The sequence below is a fragment of the Arsenicicoccus sp. UBA6765 genome, from assembly GCF_002453335.1.
Taxonomy (GTDB): Bacteria; Actinomycetota; Actinomycetes; order Actinomycetales; family Dermatophilaceae; genus Arsenicicoccus; species Arsenicicoccus bolidensis.
In genome coordinates this window covers 84,179-106,661 of record NZ_DKGR01000052.1, presented here as the reverse complement: position 1 = coordinate 106,661, position 22,483 = coordinate 84,179, and the positions used below count along the sequence as shown (strand labels likewise).

Sequence of the window (22,483 nt, the reverse complement as noted above, 5' to 3'; positions counted from 1 at the left end):
CCGGGGCAGAGTCTACCGGCCGTATGACGCCGCGCCCACCGCCTCGAAGGCCACCCGACGTCGCTCCACCGACGCCTCGACGAGACGGACCTCGAGGGTGCTCCCCAGCTCGAGGTCGTCACCGGCGCAGGGAGCCAGCACGGGCAGGTCGACGAGCTGGACGAGGGAGGGTCCCTTGTCGGAGAGGTCGACGACGCTCGCGGTGAAGGTCTCCCCCAGGCGAGGTGCGAGCACGGCGGCCTCGACGGCGTCGGTGCAGGCGCGCTCGACGGCCTTGGCGCGACGGTCCGAGGACCGCATGAGCTCGGGGAGGGTGGGCAGCGCCGCCCGCGCCCAGTCGGGGACGTCCGTGCCGGCCACGGCGGCCTCGCACACGACGAGGCCGAACCGGTCGACCAGGCGCCGCAGCGGAGCGGTGACGTGGGCATAGCCGGCGGCCAGCGCGGCGTGGCGGGCCTGCTCGGGCGCGGCCCCGTCGAAGGGCGTGTAGGACGCGCCGCGGAACAGCGTCGTGGCGGCGTGGATGATCGCGAGGTGCCGAGGGTCGGTGCGGTCCAGGGACTGGAGCATCTCGCCGTACGGCTGGCCGGGGGCCCAGGGCACCCCCAGCGCCGCGCACTGGCGACGCAGCCGCGCCACGTCGCGCTCGTCGGCGGGAGGCATGGTGCGCAGGATCCCCACGCCGGCCGCGAGCATGACCTCGGCCGCCGCCATGCCGGTCATGAGGGAGATCTGGGCGTTCCAGTCCTCGACCGGGGCGAGGGGTCGCAGCTCGAGGCGGTAGCCGTGCTCGGCGTCGCCGTTGACCTCCTGCTCGGGCATCGGGAGGCTGGCGCCGCCGCGGGCCCGCTCCTGCGCCTGCCGCGCCAGACCCACGTCGCGCAGCAGCCCGAGCATCGGGTCGGCGGTGCCTGCGTCGAGGTCGCGCTGCACCTGGTCGTAGTCGAGCCGCGCCGCGGAGCGCACCATGGCGCGGTCGAGGGACTCGAGGCGGACGTCACCGTCGGCGTCGACGCGCAGGTCCCACACGAAGGCCGGCCGCTCGACGCCGGGCAGCAGGCTCGCCGCGTCCTCGCTGAGCCGGGTGGGGTGCAGGGGCGTCCGGCGGTCGGGGGCATAGATCGTCTGGCCGCGACGCCTGGCCTCGGTGTCGATGGCGCCACCCGGGCGCACGTAGGCCGGCACGTCGGCGATGGCGTAGAGCACGCGCACCCCGCCCGCACCGTCCCGCTCCAGGTGCATGGCCTGGTCGAGGTCCATCGATCCCTCGGGGTCGATGGTGATGAACGGGAGCGCGGTCAGGTCCGCGCCGACCCGGACCGGGCGCGCGGCGGCCTGCTCCGCCTCGGCCAGCGCCTCGGCGGGGAACTCCCCCGGGACGTCGAGCTCGGCGCGGATCTCGTCGAACGCGCGGTGCAGCTCGTCACCGCCGGGCTCAGAGGTCAGGATCGTGCGGGTCGCAGCCATGGAGGTCACTCTAGGGGGCCCTAGGCTGTCCCGGTGCTGATCCTGCTGCCCCCGTCGGAGTCGAAGTCGTCCCGCGCCCGGGGTCGGCGCTGGCGCCCCGAGTCGCTGTCCTGGCCGGAGCTGACGCCGGCGCGGCTCGACGTGGTGCGCGAGCTCGCTGCGGTGTCCGGACGGCCCGATGCTGCCGACGCGCTCGGCGTGTCGCCCGGGCTGACCGATGAGATCGCCCGCAACCTGCGCCTGGACACGGCGCCCGCGGTGCCGGTGGCCGAGCTCTACACAGGGGTGCTCTACGACGCGCTGGACCTCGCGTCCCTCGACGCGGCGGGGCTGCGGCGGGCCCGGAGGTTCGTGGTGGTCCAGTCCGCGCTGCACGGCGCGCTGCGCCTGACCGACCGCGTGGCGCCATACCGGCTGTCGATGGGTGTGCGGCTCGGCTCGCTGGGGCCGCTCGCGACGTGGTGGCGCCCGCGGGTCGGCCCGGTGCTCACCGCCGCGGCCGGGTCCGGTCTGGTCGTCGACTGCCGGTCCAGCACGTATGCCGCAGCCTGGCCTCCATCGGGGGAGCTCGCCCGGCGCTGGGTGCACGTGCGGGTGCCCGGCGCCACGCACATGGCCAAGCACACGCGTGGGCTGGTCGCACGGGCGATCTGCGAGCTGCCGGCGACGCCGCGGTCGCCACGCGCTCTGGCGGACGCCCTGGCGGCGGGGTTCGAGGTGGCGCTGGAGCCGCCGGAGCGCGTCGGCCGCCCCTGGATCCTCGACACCTACCCGAGGTAGTCACATCCGCCCGACTTCGCACGCCAGGCCGATAGACCTACCCGAGGTAGGTACATCCGCCCGCCTTCGCGCGCCAGGCCGATGGACCTACCCTAGGTAGGTACATCAGCCCGCCTCCGTCACCCCAGGCTGGGGTGCGAAGGCCGGTGGTCGTGGCGCCGACCGCTGCCGGTGGATCCGACTGGTGTCCGTGGTCTGTTGCAGCACGCCACCCGCGATGCGAGCGAGCACGCGCGCGGCAACCCGCCACGGACGAGGATCGCGCGGCAACGGCGACGATCCACCACGCCTCGGTCGTGGTCGTATGCCGGACCCTCCCACGACGCAAGACCGACGCCGGGTATCAGAGGTGCGACGTCCGGTTGACGAACGAGACGGAGGCGTTGCCGTCGGCCCACACCTCGACGCCGGTGAGCGACCCGGGCGCCAGGGCCAGCCGCCAGAACCGGTCGTGCGGCATGCCCAGCACCTCCGCGAGCACGACGAGGAAGGGTTTGCGGTGCCCGACCAGCACGGTCGTCCCACCGGCGTCGACGACGTCCCGCCAGCCGGCGAGGACACGGTCCCGCAGCTCGTCGTGGCTCTCGCCGCCGGGGCGGGCGTAGGCCGGGTCGGTGCGGAGCGCGGCCAGCTCGTCCGGCCAGCGCGCCGCGACCTGGGCCATCGACTTACCGTCCCAGTCACCGAGGCCCTGCTCGTCGAACCGCTCGTCGCTCGTCGCGGTCGTGCCGAGAGCCTCGGTGATCGCGTCGCCGGTCTGCCGGGCGCGACGCAGGGCGCTCGTGACCACGCGCACCTCGGTCCCCACGAGCCGTCGCACGGCCGCAGCGCAGGCCTGCGCCTGGGCCTCCCCGTCCGGGTTGAGCACCGGGTCGCCTCCCCCGCGACCGTCCAGCCGGCCCTTGACGGTGAAGTCGGTGAGGCCGTGCCGCACGAGCAGGATGCGGGTCGGGGCGCCGAGGTCTGCCGCGGCCCCGGGCACGGGGTCGGTGACGAGGCCCTTGTCCGGCTGGTCGGCCGGCCCGTCAGGGTGGCGCTCGCTGACGGCGGCCGGGCGCGTTGCGTCGACGGCCGTCGCGTCGGGCCCGTCGGCATACGACCGGTCAATCGTGAGGCCGTCCATGCCGTCGTTGGACAGCTTGTCCGCGTCCTTGTTGTCGGCGCGCGGGATCCAGGTGAAGCGGACCGACCCGCCGGCAGCCGATCGGGCGCTGCACAGCTCGCGGGCCTCGAGGGCGAGGCGACGCATGTCCTCGTGCTTGATCTTCCACCGGCCGGCCATCTGCTCGACGACCAGCTTGGAGTCCATGCGGACCTCGACGTCGGCGGCCAGGTCGATGCGCGCCGCCGCCTCGAGGCCGGCGATGAGGCCGGAGTACTCCGCGACGTTGTTGCTCTGCTTGCCGAGGGGGGCCGCCCGCTCGGCCAGCACCCGACCGGTGGCCCCGTCACGCACCAGGGCGCCATAGCCGGCGACCCCCGGGTTGCCCCGCGACCCGCCGTCGGCCTCGACGACGAGCCGCGTCACAGCCCCGACTCGGCGGTGCGCACGAGGATCCGTCGGCACTCCTCGCAGCGGAGGACCTCGTCGTCGGCCGCGGAGCGGATGCGGCCGAGGTCGACGTTGTTGAGCTCCATGTGGCAGCCCTCGCAACGGCGCTGGCGCAGCGCAGCGGCACCGACGCCGCCGACCTGCTCGCGCACCTTGGTGTAGAGCCCCAGCAGGTCCTCGCCCACCCCGGATGCGATGCCCTCGCGCCGGCCCGTCGCCTGCTCGCGCTCGGACTCGAGGTCGCGCACGAGGCGGTCGCGGGCCGTGGTGGCCTCGTCGAGCTCGGACTGCAGCTCGGAGGCGCGGGCCTCGAGCCGGTCGAGCGTGCTCTGGTGCTCCTCGGCCCGCTCCATCACCTCCAGCTCGAGGTCCTCCAGGGTGCCCTGGCGCCGGTGCAGGGACTCGAGCTCGTGCTGCATCGCCTGCAGGTCCTTGGCCGTGCCCTGGCCGGAGTCGAGACGCGCCTGGTTGCGGGTCATCCGGTCACGGACCATCTGCACCTCGTCCTCCGCGCGCTTGATCTCGCGCTGGACGTCGCTGACCGCGGTGCGGGCGAGCACCAGGTCGGTGTCGAGGGCCTGCCGGCGCTGGGTGGCGGCGTCGACGGCGCGCTGCTCGTCGGAGGAGCGGAGGCGGTGGGCGATCTGGTCCAGACGGGTGTCGAGCTCGGCGAGATCGAGCAGGCGCCACTGGCGTGCGGGTTCAGCCTTCACCGGCGTCCTCCTTGGGTCGGGCAGGGCCGGTGCCCTGGGGTTGGGTGTGGTCGGAGCTGCTGCGGTCGTCGTCGGTGCGGACGAGGAAGGTCCAGGGGTCGGTCGTGCGGGTCGACACCGTGACGTCCACCGTAGCCCCGCGAGCCGACAGACCCTCCAGCAAGGCGTGGCGCGCGACGTCCAGCCACAGCCACTCCGTCGCGAAGTGGCCGGCGTCCACGAGGTATGGCGGGCCGCCGCCCGCCTCCTCGCGCGCCTCCAGGGCCGGGTGGTGCCGCAGGTCAGAGGTGATGTAGACGTCGGCCCCGCTCGCCCGGACCTCGTCGAACAGGCTGTCGCCTGCGCCGCCGAGCACCGCCACGCGGCTCACCTGCGCGTCGGCCGGCCCGGAGACACGGATGCCGACCGGGGCCGGGGGCAGGACCGCGGCCAGCCGCTCCACCAGGGACCGCAGGCTCGTGGGCTGCGCGAGCTGCCCGACGCGCCCGAGCGGCTGTCCCTCCTCCATCGCCAGCGGCTTGACCCCGCCGAGCTCGAGGGCGTCGGCCAGGGCCTGCGACACCCCGGTGGCGGCGACATCGGCGCTGGTGTGGGCGCAGTAGAGCGCGATGTCCGCCACGACCAGTCGCGTGACGGCGGCCCCCTTGGCCGAGGTCGTCGCCACGCTGTGCACGCCACGGAGCAGCAGCGGATGGTGGGTGACTAGCAGGTCGGCGCCCAGCTCACGGGCCTCGTCGATGACGTCGAGCGTGGGGTCGACGGCCAGGAGCACCGAGCGGACCGGCTGGTCCGGGTCGCCGGTCACCAGGCCCACCTGGTCCCACGACTGGGCGGTGTCCTCGGGATAGAGGCCACGCAGCACCTCCAGGACCTCGGCGAGCGAGGGGGTGCGGTGGCCGTCGTGCGCGGCGCTGTCCATGTGGGCCCGGCCGGGTTCGAACCGACGACAGCTGCGGTGTAAACGCAGTGCTCTACCAGCTGAGCTACAGGCCCCGTCGCGACGACCTGGCGGGCGTCGCGGTCGCCCATTGTGCCAGGGCCGAGGAGGACGGACGCGCCACGGCTCGCGACCTGCCGGGGGCAGGTGCATCGACCTGCCGGACGACGGCCGGTCAATGCCTCCGCCCCCGGCGGGTCGTCAGGCGGAGCGGAGAGCGGCCAGGGCCTCGTGGTAGCCGCTGAAGTCGCGGGCCTCGCCGGGCTCGTTGACGAGGGTCCAGGCGACCTTGCCGTCCTTGTCCACGAGGAAGGTGCCGCGCTTGGCCAGGCCACCGCCCTCGAGGAAGACGCCGTAGTCCTGCGCCACCGTGCCGTGCGGCCAGAAGTCGGACAGCAGCGGGAAGTCGTAGCGCTGGTCCTCGGCCCACGCGCGCAGCGTGAACATCGGGTCGCACGAGACGGCCAGCACCTGCACGTCGTCGCCCTGGAAGCCGGCGATGTTGTCCCGGATCTCGCACAGCTCCCCGGTGCAGATCCCGGAGAAGGCGAAGGGGTAGAAGACGACGACGACGTTCTTGTCACCGCGGAACGAGGACAGGGTCACGTCCTCGCCGAACTGGTTCTTGAGGGTGAAGTCGGGGGCCTCGGAGCCCACGGACGGTGCGGTCTGGGAGTCGCTCATGGCCCCAGTCTGTCAACCCGCGCCCCAGGCGCAACTCAGCGACGGGGCGGTGCCGTATGTCGACCGCCCCGGCGCCTCGCGGTGCTACTTCTTCTTGGCGCGCGGCGGGACCAGGCGGGTGCCAGTCCAGTCGGAGGAGTCGGTCAGCGCCCCGGAGACGTGCAGCCCGGCCGTCGTGGCGGCCTCGGCGATCTCGGCGGGCTCGACGTGCCCGTCCCGGCCGGCCCGGGGCGTCATCAGCACGATGAAGCCCTGGTCGTCCAGGTCGGTCAGGCCGTCCACGACCGCGTCGACGAGGTCACCGTCGCCGTCGCGGTGCCAGAACAGCACCGCGTCGACCACGTCACCGTGGTCCTCGTCCACGAGGTCGGAACCGATGTGCTCCATGAGCCGGTCGCGCAGGTCGAGGTCGACGTCGTCGTCGTAGCCGAGCTCCTGCACCACCGCGCCCTCGACGAGCCCGAGCTTGGTCAGATGGGCTGCCGCAGCGGCCGCTTCCGCGGTCGTCGTCACTGTCGTCCTGGTCCTTCCGTCCGGATCCGGGGCGTCGGGGGACGCTCCGGTCACGGCCTCACCATGAGGTCGTGAGGTCTAGTCCACCCAATCAGAGGCCGCATGGCAAGGACGTGCGCCGTCGCGGAGGGTGACGGCGCCTAGGCTGGCGGGCATGGGACGAGTGACGACGAGGGTGCCGGCGACCCGTTTCGTGGTGGACGAGCCGGTCGGCGAGCTCCACGGAGAACTGGTCGCAGAAGGCGCTGCGGGCCCGCGCGTGTCGGTGCGGCCCCGACCGGACACGCTCGCCGTCGAGGAGCCGCTCGAGATCCGGGTCCACGGCGAGGTGGTCGCGGTCACGATGCGTACGCCCGGGGACGACTTCGACCTCACGATCGGGTTCCTGCTGACCGAGGGGGTCGTGGCGGCCGCGGACGACGTGCTGGGCCTGATGCACTGCCTGGACGAGGGCGAGGACGGCTCCCCGACCTACAACGTCGTGGACGTGACGCTGCGTGCAGGAGCGGGGTCGGCCGAGGCGCTGGCCAGCGCCACCCGCAGCACCTACACGACGAGCTCCTGCGGGGTCTGCGGCAAGGCCGGCATCGACGCCATCCGCACCCGCCTCCCCCACGACGTGGCCGCCGACCCGGTGCGGGTGCGAGCAGCAGACCTGGTCCGTATGCCGGACCGGCTGCGGGAGCACCAGGGAGCGTTCGACCGGACCGGGGGGGTGCACGCCGCCGGCCTGTTCACGGCTGCCGGCGAGGTGCTGCTCGTCCGTGAGGACGTCGGCCGCCACAACGCGGTCGACAAGGTCCTGGGGGCCGCCGCGCGCGAGGGCCTGCTCCCGCTGGCCGGTCACGTGCTGCAGGTCAGCGGGCGGGCGAGCTTCGAGCTGACCCAGAAGGCCGCGATGGCCGGCGTCCCCGTGCTGTCCGCCGTGTCGGCGCCGTCCTCGCTGGCGGTCGACCTGGCGCGGGACGTGGGCCTCACCCTGGCCGCGTTCGTGCGGCCGCCCCGGTTCACGGCATACAGCCGTCCCGACCGGATCGACACCGGCGAGCCGGCCGGCCACCCAACTGCCCAACCAACCGCCCAACCAACGCACGAGACACCCGGCGGCTGATCTTGCCCGGCCCGATCCGCGCCAAATAGTCTCGTCCTCCCCGCAATCGGTCCCCGGTGTGACCTGCACCCCATCTTGGGTGGAGGATGGGGGCGGTCGTCCCGCCCGGCGCTCTGATCAGTGCGCCGGGAGGTCCCTCTAGGAAAGGACACAGGCGTGGTGGCACGCGATGGTGTCGGTCCGATCATCAACGGACTGCCGAACCAGCTCCCCGACATCGACTCGGACGAGACGCAGGAGTGGATCGAGTCGCTCGACGGGATCATCGACGAGGGCGGACGGCAGCGAGCACGCTATGTGATGCTCAAGCTCCTGGAGCGGGCCCGCCAGCGTCAGGTCGGCGTCCCCTCGCTGACCTCAACGGACTACGTCAACACCATCCCGCCGGAGCGCGAGCCCTGGTACCCCGGCGACGAGACCACGGAGCGCGGCTACCGCCGCCTGCTGCGCTGGAACGCCGCCATGATGGTGCACCGCGCGCAGCGCCCCGGCATCGGCGTCGGCGGCCACATCTCGACCTACGCGTCCGCCGCGACGCTCTACGAGGTCGGCATGAACCACTTCTGGCGCGGCAAGGACCACCCCGGTGGCGGCGACCAGATCTTCTTCCAGGGCCACGCCTCCCCCGGCATGTACGCCCGCGCCTACCTCGAGGGGCGCCTCGACGAGAAGCAGCTCGACGGCTTCCGCCAGGAGCACTCGCACGTGGTGGACGGCAAGGTCCAGGCCATCCCGTCGTACCCGCACCCGCGCCAGATGCCGGACTTCTGGGAGTTCCCCACCGTGTCCATGGGCATCGGCCCGATGAACGCGATCTACCAGGCGCAGTTCAACCGCTACCTGCACAACCGCGGCATCAAGGACACCTCGCAGCAGCACGTGTGGGCCTTCCTCGGCGACGGCGAGATGGACGAGGTCGAGTCGCGCGGTGCGCTGCAGTGGGCCGCCAACGAGGAGCTCGACAACCTCACCTTCGTCGTCAACTGCAACCTGCAGCGCCTCGACGGCCCGGTGCGCGGCAACGGCAAGATCATGCAGGAGCTCGAGAGCTTCTTCCGCGGCGCCGGCTGGAACGTCATCAAGGTCGTCTGGGGCCGCGGCTGGGACCCGCTGCTCGCGGCGGACCGCGACGGCGCGCTGGTCAACCTCATGAACACCACGTCCGACGGCGACTTCCAGACCTTCAAGGCCAACGACGGCGCCTACGTCCGTGAGCACTTCTTCGGCCGGGACCCGCGCACGGCCAAGATGGTCGAGGGTTGGTCCGACGACGAGGTATGGCGTCTCACCCGTGGCGGTCACGACTACACGAAGGTGTACGCCGCCTACAAGGCCGCCACGGAGACCACCGGCGTGCCGACGGTCATCCTCGCCCACACGATCAAGGGCTACTTCCTCGGGCAGCACTTCGCGGGGCGCAACGCGACGCACCAGATGAAGAAGTTCGCCCTGGACGACCTCAAGGACCTGCGCGACCGGCTCGAGATCCCGGTCGCCGACAAGGTGCTCGAGGACGACCCCTACCAGCCGCCGTACTACCACCCCGGCATGGACGACGACCGCATCGCCTACATGATGACGCGGCGCAAGGAGCTCGGTGGCGGCCTGCCGTCGCGCCGTGACTCCGGCAAGGCCCTCAAGCTGCCGGAGGACAAGGCCTACGCAACGGTCAAGAAGGGCTCGGGCAAGCAGACCATCGCCACGACCATGGCGTGGGTCCGGCTGCTCAAGGACCTCATGCGCGACAAGGAGTTCGGCCAGCGCGTCGTGCCGATCATCCCCGACGAGGCCCGCACCTTCGGCATGGACTCGTTCTTCCCGACGATCAAGATCTACAACCCGCACGGGCAGAACTACACCCCGGTCGACCACGAGCTGATGCTCGCCTACCGCGAGGCCAAGAACGGCCAGATCCTGCACCTCGGCATCAACGAGGCGGGCTCGATGGCGGCCTTCACGGCGGCGGGCACGTCATACGCCACGCACGGCGAGCCCATGGTGCCGATGTACGTCTTCTACTCGATGTTCGGCTTCCAACGGACCGGCGACTCGATCTGGGCCGCCGCCGACCAGCTGACCCGCGGCTTCCTCATCGGCGCGACGGCCGGCAAGACCACGCTCACCGGCGAGGGCACGCAGCACATGGACGGGCACTCCCCGCTGCTGGCCTCGACCAACGAGGCGGTCGTGCACTACGACCCGGCCTACTCCTACGAGATCGCCCACATCATGCAGGACGGTCTGCGCCGGATGTATGGCGAGAACGCCGAGGACGTCATCTACTACCTGACGGTCTACAACGAGCCGATCGTCATGCCGGCCGAGCCCGAGGGTCTGGACGTCGAGGGTCTGCTCAAGGGCATGTACCTCCTCAAGGAGGCCGAGGGCGCCGGTGACGCGGGCGACAAGCGGGCCCAGCTGCTGGCCTCCGGCGTCGGGGTCCCGTGGGCCCTCGAGGCGCAGGAGCTGCTCGCCAAGGACTGGGGCGTGGCCGCCGACGTGTGGTCGGTCACCTCGTGGAACGAGCTGCGACGCGACGGCATGGCCGCCGACAAGCAGGCCTTCCTCAACCCCTCGCAGGACGCTCCCGAGGCGTACGTCACGACGGCCCTCAAGGACCGTCCGGGTCCGGTCGTCGCGGTGTCCGACTACATGCGGGCCGTGCAGGACCAGATCCGCGAGTGGGTCCCGGGCGACTACTTCACGCTGGGCGCGGACGGCTTCGGCTTCTCCGACACGCGTGCGGCCGCCCGCCGTCACCTGCACATCGACGGCCCGTCCATGGTCGTGCAGACCCTGGCGGCACTCGCCAAGCAGGGTGTCGTGGAGCGCTCGGTCGTCCAGGAGGCGATGGACAAGTACCGCCTGAGCGACGTCACCGCCGGCACCAGCGGCAACGCGGGCGGCGACGCCTGACGCCACCGCACCACCGCACCACCAGCAAAGATCGTAAGGGTTTGGTCCAGGTTTCTTGGACCAAACCCTCACGATCTTGGGCGTACGGAGCGGAGGGGGCGGGGGCTACTGACGGCCCCAGAAGATGTCGCGGGCGACCACGCCGGTGTCAGGGTTGTCGGTGAACAGGCCGTCGAGGCCGGTGCGCAGGTAGGCCACCTGCTCCTCGATGGCCTTGCCGTAGTCGGCGGGGTTGGTGCCCTTCTGCAGGTCCTTGGCCATGAACTGGTTCTCGTTGCGGAACGTCCACGGGACGACCTTGAGGCCGAGGCGGTGGGCGTCACCGACCAGAGAGGTCGGCTGGCCCAGCGTGCCGTCCGCCTTCTTGGGGATGACGAAGAACTTCTCCGGCCCGACGCCGTTGGCGAAGCGCGAGATCTCCTTGAGGCCCTTGGGCGTCATCCAGTCCTGGTAGAGACGCTTGTCACCCTTGGAGATCAGGTCGTAGGGGCCGTCCAGCGGTCCGGTGCCGGTCCACGCGAGGAACGTCGAGCTCGCCTTGTAGCCGTGGCGGAACCGCAGGTCCTTGAGGTTGGTGATCTCGAAGGACTGGATCCACATCGGGGCGTTGCGCTTGTTGAGGCCGTACTTCTCGGTGAGGGCGACGACCTGGGGCTCGGGGACCAGACCCTTGTCGTGGAATTAGGTGGAGTGCTTGATCTCGGGGATGATCCCGATCGTGCGGCGGTACTTCTTGGAGAGTCGCTCGCGCAGGCGCAGCACCTCCTCGTAGGTCGGGGCCTGGTAGAGCCCGTCGTAGATCGTGTTGCGCTGGCGAACCGTCGCGAGGCGCTCCTTGGCCCGCAGCGTCCGCAGCTCGGCGAGGGTGAAGTCCTCGGTGAACCAGCCGGTGACGTCGACCCCGTCGAGCTTCTTGGTGGTCTTGCGCGACGCGAACTCGGGGTGGGCGGCGACGTCGGTCGTGCCCGAGATCTCGGGCTCGTGGCGGTCGACCAGCTGACCGTCCTTGGTCATGACCAGGTCGGGCTCGATGTAGTCGGCGCCCATCTGCACCGCCAGCTCGTAGGCCGCGATCGTGTGCTCGGGGCGGTAGCCCGAGGCCCCACGGTGGGCGACGACCAGCGGCGAGGGCATGCCCTTGGCGTCGGTGTAGCGGCGGTCCTTGCCCCCGTGGTCGGCCGCCTGCGAGCGGTCGTCGGAGGACGCGTCGGCGGCAGCGGAGCCGGCCGAGCTGGCCGAGCTGGCGGAGGACATCGCGGCGGTCACGGGCAGCAGCGCGGCGGCGAGGACGACGGCCGCGACGGTGGGGGTTCGTCTCATGGGGGTGGACGCTAGTGCGGACAGGCGACGATCGCCCGGCCACCGGGTGAACGTGGGCCATCCGCGTGACGGCTTGTCGGCGTCATACAACTAGGCTGCCGCCGTGCCCTCCCCGCGTCCCACCCCCACGCCCGCCACGCTGCAGCGCGTGCAGGACAGCGCCGGGATGCTGGCCACGGCGGCGACGGCCCGCATCGAGGCGCAGCACGAGTGGTACCGCTCGCTGAGCGCGGAGGACCGCAGCTGGGTGGGGCTGGTCGCCCAGGCCGGGATCGGCAGCTTCCTGGGGTGGCTGCGCGACCCCGCCGCACCGCCCATGGTGACGGCCGACGTGTTCGGCACGGCGCCGCGCGAGCTGACGCGGTCGGTCTCGCTGGCCCAGACGCTGGACCTGGTCCGCTCCGTCGTGGGGGTGGTGGAGGAGGAGGTCGAGGGGCTGGCCGCGGTGGGCGACGAGCCGGCCCTGCGGGAGGCGGTGCTGCGCTACAGCCGCGAGGTGGCCTTCGCCGCGGCCCAGGTGTATGCCGAGGCCGCCGAGTCCAGGGGCGCCTGGGACGCCCGGCTCGAGTCCCTCGTCGTGGACGCCGTCATCCGCGGCGAGGCGGACAACTCGCTCCGCTCCCGCGCCACCGCGCTGGGCTGGGGGTCCATCCGCCACGTCACCGTCGTCGCAGGTCTGAGCCCGCATGAGGACACCGCCGCCGTGATCGATGCGGTGCGCCGGGCCGCCGCCCGCATCCACGTGGAGGCGCTCAGCGCCGTCCAGGGTCGGCGCCTCGTCGTCATCCTGGGCGGCACGAGCGACGTCGCCGACGCGGCCGGCCGCCTGCTGGCCTACTTCGGCGACGGGCCGGTCGTGCTGGGACCCACCGTCCCTCACCTGTTCGCCTCCGGACGCTCGGCCCGGGCGGCCCTGTTGGGACTCGCCGCGGCCCGGGCCTGGCCCGACGCACCGCGGCCCGTCGAGGCCTCCGACCTGCTCCCGGAGCGCGTGCTCGCGGGGGACGACCACGCGCGACGGGCGCTCCTCGACCGCATCCACCGTCCCCTCGTCGACAGCGGGGGCGGCCTGCTTGAGACCGCGTCGGCCTATCTTGACGAGCCGAGCCTGGAGGCCACGGCGCGCGCGTTGTTCGTGCACCCCAACACGGTGCGCTACCGGCTCGGTCGGATCGCCCAGGTCACGGGCCACGACCTCACGTCCTCGCGCGACGCCTTCACCGTCCGGCTGGCCCTGGCGCTGGGACGACTGGGCGCTCCTGCCCCGCAGTCCTGGCGCTGAGGCCGGCCCCGTCCACCAGCGGCCCGGCATACCCGCCCCCACCCGCTCTTTGTAGGAATCCTCCAAGGAACCAGACCGTTTCTGGTGGCGATCCGGCACGGCGTCCGCGCCGATCTCGGGAGAGAGTGGACGGGTGCTAGCGATCGTCTGCCCTGGACAGGGCTCCCAGTCCCCCGGTTTCCTCGCCCCCTGGCTGGAGCTGCCCGGCTTCCGCGACCGGCTGGAGTGGTTCTCCGCGGTCGCCGGGACCGACCTGGTGACCCACGGGACCGAGTCCGACAAGCCGACCATCACCGAGACCGACGTGGCGCAGCCGCTCATCGTCGGCGCCGGGCTGCTGAGCCTCCTGGCGCTCTTCGAGCACCCGTCTGCCGGCTACCCGGTCATCGGCATGGGCAGCGGCCACTCGGTCGGCGAGATCACCGCGGCCTGCGCCGCGGGCGTCCTGACCGCCGAGCAGGCCCTGGTCTTCGTGCGGGAGCGCGGGGACGGTATGGCGAAGGCCGCTGCCGTCTCCCCCACCGGCATGACCGCGGTCCTGGGCGGCGACCCCGACGAGGTGCTGGCCACCCTCGAGCGTCACGGGCTGACCCCGGCCAACGTCAACGGCGGCGGTCAGACCGTCGCGGCGGGCACCATCGGGCAGCTCGAGGCGCTCAAGGCCGACCCGCCGGCCAAGGCGCGGGTCATCCCGCTCCCGGTCGCGGGGGCCTTCCACACCGAGCACATGGCCCCCGCCCAGGCCCGCCTCGAGGTCCTCGCGCGGGGCGTGACCAGCCACGACGCCCGCGTGCCGATCGTGTCCAACAAGGACGGCCGGCTCGTCCGCGACGGGCACGAGGTGCTGCGCCGGCTGGTCAGCCAGGTCGCCAGCCCCGTCCGTTGGGACCTGTGCATGCAGACGATGGTCGAGCAGGGCGTGACCGGGCTCATCGAGATCCCGCCGGCCGGCACGCTCGTGGGCCTGGCCAAGCGGTCCATGCCCGGCGTCGAGCTGCTGGCGCTGAAGTCGCCCGACGACCTGGAGGCCGCGCACCGCATGATCCGCGAGCACGGCAGCTCCCCCACCGAAGGAGGCACCGAGTGACCCGCCCCACCATCACCGAACGCTCCGGCGCCGCCCACGCCCGCATCTGGGGGGTCGGCGGCTACCGCCCCGAGCGCGTCGTCACCAACGACGAGGTCTGCCAGTGGATCGACTCGTCGGACGAGTGGATCCGCAGCCGGTCCGGCATCGAGGAGCGCCGCTGGGCCCGCGAGGACGAGTCCGTCATCGACATGAGCTGCGCGGCCGCCGAGGACGCGCTGACCAAGGCCGGCGTGCGCGCCGACCAGCTCGGGGCGGTCATCGTCGCCAACGTGACGCACCCCTTCCAGACGCCCAGCGCCGCGGCCGCGGTGGCCCACCGCATCGGCGCCTCCCCGGCCGCAGCCTTCGACCTGTCGGCGGCGTGCGCGGGCTACTGCCACGGCATCGGCCTGGCCAACGACATGGTCCGCGGCGGCACCGCCGAGTTCGTCCTCGTCATCGGGGTGGAGAAGCTCTCGGACTTCACCGACAAGCACGACCGTGGCACGGCGTTCATCTTCGGCGACGGCGCAGGGGCTGCGGTCGTCGGCCCGTCCGACTTCCCGGGGATCGGGCCCACCGTGTGGGGCTCCAAGGGCGAGGACTGGGACGTCATCCGCAACAAGTACTCCTGGGTGGACCTGCGCGACCACGCCCACGTCGGGAGCCTGGAGGAGCAGAGTCCCCGGGACGCCATGCCCTGGTCCTACCTCACGATGGCCGGGCAGAGCGTGTTCCGGTGGGCCGTCTACGCCATGGCCCCCGTGTGCCGGGAGGCGCTGGACGCGGCCGGGATCACGGCCGACGACCTGGACGCGTTCATCCCCCACCAGGCCAACATCCGCATCGTCGACGCGCTGGTCAAGCAGCTCAAGCTGCCCGAGCACGTCCCGGTCGCTGACGACATCCGCCACCAGGGCAACACCTCGTCGGCCTCGATCCCGCTGGCGACCGACCGCATGCTGACCGAGGGCCAGGCGCCGCACGGTGGGCTCGCCCTGCAGATCGGCTTCGGCGCGGGCCTGGTCTACGCCGCCCAGGTGATCGTCCTCCCCTGACGGCGCCACCGCCAGCACGCACGCAGATTCCCGCGGCCCGACGGGACCCATCGGGTCAGCCCGCACCATCCCACCCTCCGCACCGCACGGTCGGAGCAACCGAGAAGGAGCCTGAGATGGCCATGAACGAGAACGAGATCCTCCAGGGCCTGGCCGAGATCGTCAACGAGGAGACCGGCCTGGACGCGGCCGAGGTCCAGATGGACAAGTCCTTCACCGAGGACCTCGACATCGACTCGCTGTCGATGATGACGATCGTGGTCAACGCCGAGGAGAAGTTCGGCGTCCGCATCCCCGACGACGAGGTCAAGAACCTCAAGACGGTGCGCGACGCCGTGTCCTACATCAACGGGGCCCAGGGCTGACCCGAGGCACCCCCGCCTCTGGACGGGGTGGACCGCGGCACTTCGCCCGGTCCGCCCCGTCCGGCCCCACCTCATCCACCAAGGAGCAGCGAGATGACCACCTCGAGCAGCCGCCGCGTCGTCGTCACCGGTCTCGGTGCCACGACGCCCGTCGGCGGTAACGTCCAGGACACCTGGGACGCCATCCTTGCGGGCCGATCCGGCGCCCGCCCCATGCCGTACGACTGGGTCGCGCAGCACCAGCTGCCGGTCACCTTCGCCGCGACCCTGGCCGTCCCGACCGCCGACGTCCTGAGCAAGGTCGAGGTCCGTCGCAACGACCCCAGCACCCAGGCCGCCCTCGTGGCCGCCCGCGAGGCCTGGGCCGACGCCGGCGCCCCCGAGGTCGAGCCCGAGCGGCTCGCGGTGTGCCTCGGCACCGGGATCGGCGGGGTGCAGACCCTGCTGGACCAGTGGGACGTGCTGCGCGAGAAGGGCCCGCGCCGGGTCTTCCCCCTCGCTGTGCCCATGCTGATGGCCAACGGCCCCGCGGCCGCCGTCTCGCTCGAGCTGACCGCACGCGCCGGCGCCCACACGCCGGTGAGCGCGTGCGCGTCTGGCGCGGAGGGCATCGCCCAGGCCCTCGCCCTGATCCGCAGCGGCAAGGCCGACGTCGTCGTCGCCGGTGGCACCGAGGCCGCCATCCACCCGCTGCCCGTCGCCGGATTCGCCGCCATGCAGGCCCTGTCGACCCGCAACGACGAGCCCGAGCGCGCCTCCCGTCCCTACGACAAGGACCGGGACGGCTTCGTGCTGGGCGAGGGCGCGGCCCTGCTCGTGCTGGAGTCCGAGGAGCACGCCACGGCGCGCGGCGCCCGCATCTACGGCGAGATCGCCGGTGCCGGCGCGTCGGCGGACGCCTACCACATCACCGCCGGCGAGCCCGAGGGTCGTGGCGCGGCCCGGGCCATGCTGGAGGCCATCGAGGACGCCGGCCTGACCACGACCGACATCTGCCACGTCAACGCGCACGCCACCTCCACCCCGGTCGGGGACGTCGCCGAGACCAGGGCCATCCACCGGGCGTTCGGGGACCACACCTCCCAGATCGCCGTCACGGCCACCAAGTCGATGACCGGTCACCTCCTCGGAGCGGCCGGCGCCCTCGAGACCGTCCTGACGCTGCTGGCGCTGCGTGACCGCACGATCCCGGCGACGATCAACCTCGAGTCCAAGGACCCCGAGATCGAGCTGGACGTCGTCACCGGCGAGGCGCGAGCCCTGCCCGAGGGCGACCTCGCGGCGCTCAACAACTCGTTCGGGTTCGGTGGCGCCAACGTCGCGCTGGTGGTCAAGAGCGTCGGCTGACCACCGGCCGGCCCAGTCGCAGCACCCTCGTCGGCATCAATGTCGATCGGCGGTATGACGACGTCGGTCATCGGTCCGACGGCCGATCCTCGGTCCGACGGTGTCGATCGCCGGTATGACGGTGTCGATCGCCGGTATGACGGCGAAGGGCCCGACCGCTCCCACCACGGGAGAGGTCGGGCCCTTCGTCATACGGGCTCCGGCACCCGGACGCGCACACCGCCCGGGTGCCGGGGCGCGACTCAGCCGACCTTGTGCAGCCAGCGGACCGGCGCACCGTCGCCGGCCTCGCGGTAGGCCTCGAGCTCGGCGTCCCACGGGGCGCCCAGGATCTGGTCGACGACCTCCCCGAGCACCCGCGGATCACCCTGGGCCTGCGCGATCGCGTGCCGCAGCCGGTCCTCGTTGACGACGGCGTCACCGCTCGCCGAGATCCAGGTGTGGTGCAGGCCGAGGTCGGGGGTGTGCGACCAGCGCGAGCCGTCGCACCCGGGGCTCGGGTCCTCGGTGACCTCGTAGCGCAGGGAGTCCCAGCCGCGCAGCGCGCTGGCGAGGGCGGCGCCCGTGCCAGCGGGCCCGACCCAGTTGACCTCGGTGCGCATCAGGCGCGCGTCAGCGGGCTGGCTCGTCCAGTCGAGGGTCACGGCGGCGCCGAGCACCCCTTCGAGCGCCCAGGCCACGTGCGGGCACAGGGCGGTAGAGGCGCTGTGGACGAACACCACGCCTCGCGTCGTCGGGGTGGCGTCGCCACCCCTGTGCAGATCGGCTGCAACGGACATCCTGACCTCCTGTGTGCGAGGGACGTCTTCCCCAACGACCTCGGGACCCAGGAGAGCTTTGGTCACGCTGCGTCGTCAATCATGCCCCATCATGGCTGGTCGCGCCAGGCCTTCCGGGTGAACGACACACCGCCGCGCGACCAGGGCCGCCCTCAGACCACGCCGAGCGGGGTGGTCCGAGGGGTGAACCCGGGAAAGATGGTGCCGAGGGAGCCGCCGTTGAGCAGGCGGGCCCTGATGATCTCGCTGAGCACCTGGCGGTAGTCCGTGGTGATCGGCACGTCACCCTCCACGAGGTTGGCGGTCGTGAGCGTGGGCATCGTGCCGTAGACCTTCTTGCCGTTCACTCCCCCGCCGGCCACGAACATCACGTTGCCGTGCCCGTGGTCCAGGCCCTGGTCTCCGTTCTCCTGGACGCGGCGGCCGAACTCGCTCATCGTGACGACGGTGGTGCGCTGCCAGAGGTCGCCGAGGTCGGCCCGCAGCGCGGCGATCCCCGCCGACAGGTCGGCGGCCCGACGCCACATCCAACCGTTCGTGTCCTGCGCCAGGCCGAGGTTGCGGTGCATGTCCCAGTCGTCGTTGTCGATGCAGGCGACCTCGAGCCCCCGGCCCGCCTTGGCGATCTGCGCGATGTCGCGCATGCCCTTGCCGAAGGTCGTGTCGGGGTAGGCAGCGCCGTTCGCCGGGACGTACTTCCCCGCGGCGGCGATGGCACGCTGGTCCGCGAGCCGGGCGACGGCGTCCAGGGTCGAGCGCGCGGTGAGCGCCGCGCCGCCGCCGGCGCGCGCGTACATCTGGTCGATGATCGTCGTGATGCGCTCGCGCGTGGTGCCGTCCGTGGTGTAGGTCGGCTGCAGCCCGAAGCTCGCCAGCTCGGCGACGGCGGGGGTCTCCATGCTGGGGGAGCTGAGCGAGAGGGCGACCTGCGACCCCCGGGTGATGGCCCGGACGGTCCCGGTCGTCGGACCGCTCGTGGTCAGGTGCCGGGCCAGCCACCCGGAGCGCATGTTGGCGGGGGCCGCCCACTCCATGGCGTTCATGTCCTCGAAGTGCGAGCGTCGCACCGCCGGGTTGCCCGCGCCGAGCACCACCGCGAGGTCTCCCGCGTCGTACAACGCCTTGAGGCCCTTCATCGCGGGGTTGAGGCCCACCTTGCCGTCCAGCGGCAGGGCCTGGGAGGAGGTCACCCGGATGGTCGGGCGGGCCGCGAGGTAGGCGCTGTCCTGGAGGGGTGGGACGAGCGAGAGTCCGTCGGCCCCGCCACGGACGAAGATGACGACGAGCAGGTCGCGCTGGGTCGCCGTCTCCGCGAACGCGTAGCGCGGCACGGCGGACTCCGCCAGCAGCGCCCCGAAGCCGAGCGCCGCGCCCTGCAGGACGGTGCGACGCCGCAGCGGGCCGCGCCAGCCGGCGGCCTCGGCCACCTCGTGCGGGCAGGCGGGCGGTCGGACGTGCTCGACGTATGACGCCGCGTCGGTGGGCGACATGACGCGCGGCCCGTCGTCGGTGCGCACGACGAGGTGGTTGCGGGACTCGTCGTGGTGGTGCATCGGCGTGACGAGGTCGTCGTGGACGAGGGGCGCGTAGGGGTCGGGGGCGCCCGGCGCCGTGGCGCGCGGACCGGAGCTCCGGCGACGGCCGCCGGGGCCGCTGGGGCTGCTGGGGCCGCTGGGGCTGCTGGGGCTGCTGGGCGTGCTGGGGGTGGTCACGATGATCTCCGATCAGCGCAGGAAGGAGTAGGGGCTGGCCAGGATCAGGCGCACGGCCTCGCGCAGCCAGCCGCGTGCCTGGTAGTCGGCGAGGACGTCCGACGCCGTGGCCGGCCGCTCCCCGTAGCTGCACAGCCAGGACGCGATGGGGGCGATGTCCTGCTCGCGCCAGACGTAGCCGGTCAGGGCGAAGGTGATCCGCCGAGCCGTCGCGAGGACGTTGTCGCCGGCCTTGACGCCGAGGGCGGTGTGCCAGTGCGGCAGGCCCTGGCCGGGGTCCTGGTCCGCCTCGTCCGGGTAGGTCGGCCCGTCACCCCAGCCCCAGGCCAGGGCGTGCATGACGTTCCACGACGAGAGCGTCGCGATGGTGCTGCGCCAGGCGTCGGCGTCGTCCGGGTAGCCGTCGACCCGAGGCCAGTCCCGGGGCGCGTGGCCGCACTGGTAGAGGAACCAGAAGTAGTTGCTCATCGCCCACGGGTTGGTGGTGATGGGTTGTGCGAAGGCGTAGCCCGTGGGCTTGGACGCGCGGACGCCCTTGGCGGCCAGCTCGGCCGGCCGGGACCACTTGTTGCCGACCGAGGCCCAGAACTCCGGGTGGTCGAACAGCCTCCGCAGCACCGGCACGATCGCTGTGTCCGACGCCAGGTAGGTCGCGGCCAGGGTCTGCACGAGGGCCTCGCTGGGCGTGTCCGAGACGAACCGCGTGGCGATGATGCGGGCGAGGCGGCGCGCGGTCGTCGGGTGCCGCGCCAGGTAGTCGGTGTAGGCCCGCAGCGCCGCCGGCCCGCCCGCGGACGTGGCGTTGGCGTGGCTGAAGCCCATGATCCTGATCGGCCCCACGTGGTGGGCCCAGTCGTCATACGCGTAGGCGCGGGTGTTCCAGTCGACCGAGTGCCCGGTCAGCAGGAGCGCGGACTGCCGGACGTCGGTCTCGGTGTAGCTCCCCACCCCGACGCTGTAGAGCTCGAGGATCTCGCGGCCGAGGTTCTCGTTGGGGTTGTCCCGGGAGTTGGCGTCGTTGTCGAGGTTGTGCAGGATCGCCGGGTGGGTGACCGCGGCGTGCAGGAGGTCGGCATACCGCCCGAAAGCGTGGCGACGCAGGACCTTCCAGTCGTACTCGAGCGTGAAGCTGTCGGCCTTGCTGCGGTAGGGGACGTAGAGCAGGTCGCCCCACATCGTCACCACGTTCTCCCAGAGCACACGGTTGGTGAACAACGGCCGGGCGGCGTTCGCGTGGGCCATGACCGGGCTCCCGCGGAAGCTGCCGCCGGTCAGGTCCTGCACCTGCTTGTTGGTCAGGTTCAGCCAGGGGAAGCACCGCTGGACGATGCCGTCCCACGTCGGGTCGGGGATCGAGGCCGGGTCGAGCTGCTGCGCGATCCACGCCCGGGTGCCCATCCGCTCGATGTCGGCGACCATGGCCGCCGTGGGTGCTTGGGCGGCTCGGCGAGCCAGGTGCCAGGCGGGGGTGGTGCGCAGCGGGAGGTTCGGCGCGTGGACGGACGTCGCGACGGGCGGCACGGCGTGGACGAGTCGCGGGTCCGGCGCCACGACCTTGGGCGTGGGTGTGGGACGGGGCGCCGGCCGAGGAGGGGGCGTGGGGCCGATCGTGCGCGTGAGAAGCCTGGTGATGAGGGGGGAGGCAGGCATGCGGGCACCTTCATGAGCTAGGGGGCTCATAAACTCTGTGACATCACATGACGTGAAGTGACCATGTACCACCCATTGAGAGCAACTATCTCCAGAAAGTCGCTCACTCAGCGTAGCGATACCGAGGTGACGAGTTAGAACGAACCACGTCGGGTACCGGCCGGTATGTCGCCGCTCGGGGTGGGTCGCTGACGGTAGGGTGACAGGGTTCGCCCCCGCGGACCCAGGGCCGGTAGCTCAGTCGGTCAGAGCAGCGGACTCATAATCCGTCGGTCGTCGGTTCAAGCCCGACCCGGCCTACCTGATGCACGGCACGACGAGGTGTCTCACTGTGCCCGTCATACCCCCGTTGGGTGGGTGGTTGACGAGTTGTCCAGCCCTCGTCCCGATCCTCGTGTACGACCGTGTCGTGGGGCTGGGCCTCCCGCGGCGTCGGCCCCCCTAAGTCGTGACCGACCGGTCGAAGGGATGGGCCCATCATGATCTCTCACCAGGTGCCTGCCGGCGCAGCTGTGGTCGCAGCCGCCGCCATGGCCGTCCTCGCCCCGGCGGTGAACGCCGCGGCGGCTGCTGCGCCCGCACCCGGCCGGACCGTCCGTGCATCGCCGGCGCTGGCGCTGGCGCCGCCGACGCCGCGGGCTGGGACGCCCGCAACGTCTACTTCTCCGGCAACCCTCGCGTGCTGTTCACGTCACCCTGGTACTCGGGAGTGGGTCGTCACATGCTGCCGTTCGGCTGCACCCCCGCCCCCTACTACGCCAGGTCGGCGGCCTGCGCCTACCGATCCGGCTTCCATCACGGCGTGGACATGGCCGTTCGCACGGGCACGGTCATCAAGGCCGGATACGCCGGGCGCATCCTGGACGGGTCGACGATGGGCCCGGCCTACGGCGCCAACCGGTTCCGCCTGCGGGCGACCGTCAACGGCGTGACCAAGGACTTCCTGATCGGGCACACGGCCAAGAACTACGTCAAGGTCGGCCAGTGGGTGACCGCTGGGCAGGTCATGGCCGTGGCGGGGGCGAGCGGCGCGCCGGACGGCACGCACCTCCACCTGGAGGTCCGCCCGGTCAACGGCGGCTTGGCCTCAGCGCAGAACCCCTACCCGTACGGACGTTTCGCCGCCGTCGGCTCGCTCTGACCGAAGTCGGCCCTCCTCGGCCACCCTGTCGCGTCCTCACCTGCCGATCAGCCGGCTGTGCCAGGCTTGCGGACGATCCCCACGTGG

General features: G+C 72.2%; 18 protein-coding genes, 2 tRNA genes and 1 pseudogene. 10 read left to right on the top strand and 11 right to left on the bottom strand.

Annotated features, from left to right (window positions below; translation table 11 throughout):
- Positions 1-12: 12 nt before the first annotated feature.
- Positions 13-1,467, bottom strand: a complete 1,455-nt coding sequence (locus B4K29_RS13995) for an RNB domain-containing ribonuclease (protein ID WP_239263641.1) — start codon at positions 1,465-1,467, stop codon at positions 13-15.
- A 33-nt stretch (positions 1,468-1,500) separates the two neighbouring features.
- Between B4K29_RS13995 and B4K29_RS13990 the strand changes: the two genes are divergently transcribed.
- A complete protein-coding gene (locus B4K29_RS13990; RefSeq protein ID WP_019284679.1) occupies positions 1,501-2,247 on the top strand; it encodes a YaaA family protein in 747 nt (248 codons plus the stop codon).
- A 343-nt stretch (positions 2,248-2,590) separates the two neighbouring features.
- On the opposite strand, the gene B4K29_RS13985 is transcribed toward B4K29_RS13990, so the two are convergent.
- The 6 genes from B4K29_RS13985 to B4K29_RS13960 form a co-directional block, all read right to left on the bottom strand.
- Complete coding sequence (locus tag B4K29_RS13985; protein WP_286967769.1) at positions 2,591-3,775, bottom strand: bifunctional RNase H/acid phosphatase; 1,185 nt, start codon at positions 3,773-3,775, stop codon at positions 2,591-2,593.
- Complete coding sequence (locus tag B4K29_RS13980; protein WP_019284677.1) at positions 3,772-4,512, bottom strand: zinc ribbon domain-containing protein; 741 nt, start codon at positions 4,510-4,512, stop codon at positions 3,772-3,774. The genes B4K29_RS13985 and B4K29_RS13980 overlap by 4 nt, the downstream gene beginning before the upstream one ends.
- Entirely contained in the window at positions 4,502-5,431 is a 930-nt protein-coding gene (locus B4K29_RS13975; RefSeq protein ID WP_019284676.1) for a Nif3-like dinuclear metal center hexameric protein, read from the bottom strand. The genes B4K29_RS13980 and B4K29_RS13975 overlap by 11 nt, the downstream gene beginning before the upstream one ends.
- 1 nt (position 5,432) lies before the next feature.
- Positions 5,433-5,505 (bottom strand) — tRNA-Val (locus B4K29_RS13970).
- 145 nt (positions 5,506-5,650) lie between these two features.
- Entirely contained in the window at positions 5,651-6,133 is a 483-nt protein-coding gene (locus B4K29_RS13965) for a peroxiredoxin (RefSeq protein ID WP_019284675.1), read from the bottom strand.
- 84 nt (positions 6,134-6,217) lie between these two features.
- Complete coding sequence (locus B4K29_RS13960) at positions 6,218-6,646, bottom strand: DUF3052 domain-containing protein (protein ID WP_019284674.1); 429 nt, start codon at positions 6,644-6,646, stop codon at positions 6,218-6,220.
- A 154-nt stretch (positions 6,647-6,800) separates the two neighbouring features.
- Between B4K29_RS13960 and fdhD the strand changes: the two genes are divergently transcribed.
- Together fdhD and aceE are read left to right on the top strand one after the other, a co-directional pair.
- On the top strand, positions 6,801-7,757 hold the full coding sequence (fdhD, locus tag B4K29_RS13955) for a formate dehydrogenase accessory sulfurtransferase FdhD (protein ID WP_239263645.1): 957 nt from the start codon (positions 6,801-6,803) through the stop codon (positions 7,755-7,757).
- Between the two features lie 156 nt (positions 7,758-7,913).
- On the top strand, positions 7,914-10,673 hold the full coding sequence (aceE, locus tag B4K29_RS13950; RefSeq protein WP_019284671.1) for a pyruvate dehydrogenase (acetyl-transferring), homodimeric type: 2,760 nt from the start codon (positions 7,914-7,916) through the stop codon (positions 10,671-10,673).
- 105 nt (positions 10,674-10,778) lie between these two features.
- Here aceE and B4K29_RS13945 read toward each other — a convergent pair.
- Positions 10,779-11,807 (bottom strand): annotated as a pseudogene (locus B4K29_RS13945) (glycerophosphodiester phosphodiesterase).
- Between the two features lie 289 nt (positions 11,808-12,096).
- Here B4K29_RS13945 and B4K29_RS13940 point away from each other — a divergent pair.
- The 5 genes from B4K29_RS13940 (at position 12,097) to fabF (ending at position 17,114) form a co-directional block, all read left to right on the top strand.
- The gene (locus B4K29_RS13940) at positions 12,097-13,275 is read left to right on the top strand and encodes a PucR family transcriptional regulator (protein WP_286967766.1); all 1,179 of its coding nucleotides are present in this window, start codon (positions 12,097-12,099) and stop codon (positions 13,273-13,275) included.
- Positions 13,276-13,408: 133 nt separating this feature from the next.
- Positions 13,409-14,362 (top strand): ACP S-malonyltransferase, encoded by a 954-nt coding sequence (locus B4K29_RS13935; protein ID WP_286960476.1) that lies wholly within the window; start codon positions 13,409-13,411, stop codon positions 14,360-14,362.
- A complete protein-coding gene (locus B4K29_RS13930) occupies positions 14,359-15,402 on the top strand; it encodes a beta-ketoacyl-ACP synthase III (protein WP_029212727.1) in 1,044 nt (347 codons plus the stop codon). Before B4K29_RS13935 ends, B4K29_RS13930 begins: the two co-directional genes overlap by 4 nt.
- Positions 15,403-15,518: 116 nt before the next feature.
- Positions 15,519-15,767 carry an acyl carrier protein gene (locus tag B4K29_RS13925; protein WP_019284666.1) on the top strand — a complete coding sequence of 83 codons (249 nt, stop codon included), beginning with the start codon at positions 15,519-15,521 and terminating at the stop codon, positions 15,765-15,767.
- Between the two features lie 93 nt (positions 15,768-15,860).
- Positions 15,861-17,114, top strand: a complete 1,254-nt coding sequence (gene fabF / locus B4K29_RS13920; protein ID WP_286960475.1) for a beta-ketoacyl-ACP synthase II — start codon at positions 15,861-15,863, stop codon at positions 17,112-17,114.
- A gap of 242 nt (positions 17,115-17,356) precedes the next feature.
- On the opposite strand, the gene B4K29_RS13915 is transcribed toward fabF, so the two are convergent.
- From B4K29_RS13915 to B4K29_RS13905, 3 genes are all read right to left on the bottom strand, one after another.
- On the bottom strand, positions 17,357-17,893 hold the full coding sequence (locus B4K29_RS13915; protein ID WP_029212729.1) for a DUF3145 domain-containing protein: 537 nt from the start codon (positions 17,891-17,893) through the stop codon (positions 17,357-17,359).
- Between the two features lie 152 nt (positions 17,894-18,045).
- Positions 18,046-19,605 (bottom strand): DUF1501 domain-containing protein, encoded by a 1,560-nt coding sequence (locus B4K29_RS13910; RefSeq protein ID WP_286961592.1) that lies wholly within the window; start codon positions 19,603-19,605, stop codon positions 18,046-18,048.
- 12 nt (positions 19,606-19,617) lie between these two features.
- Positions 19,618-21,255: a DUF1800 domain-containing protein gene (locus tag B4K29_RS13905; protein ID WP_286967765.1), complete on the bottom strand. Its 1,638-nt coding sequence runs from the start codon at positions 21,253-21,255 to the stop codon at positions 19,618-19,620.
- 226 nt (positions 21,256-21,481) lie between these two features.
- Here B4K29_RS13905 and B4K29_RS13900 point away from each other — a divergent pair.
- Both B4K29_RS13900 and B4K29_RS13895 read left to right on the top strand, forming a co-directional pair.
- A tRNA-Ile gene (locus B4K29_RS13900) sits at positions 21,482-21,555 on the top strand.
- 421 nt (positions 21,556-21,976) lie between these two features.
- Positions 21,977-22,396 (top strand): M23 family metallopeptidase, encoded by a 420-nt coding sequence (locus B4K29_RS13895; protein WP_286967764.1) that lies wholly within the window; start codon positions 21,977-21,979, stop codon positions 22,394-22,396.
- Positions 22,397-22,483: the final 87 nt, after the last annotated feature.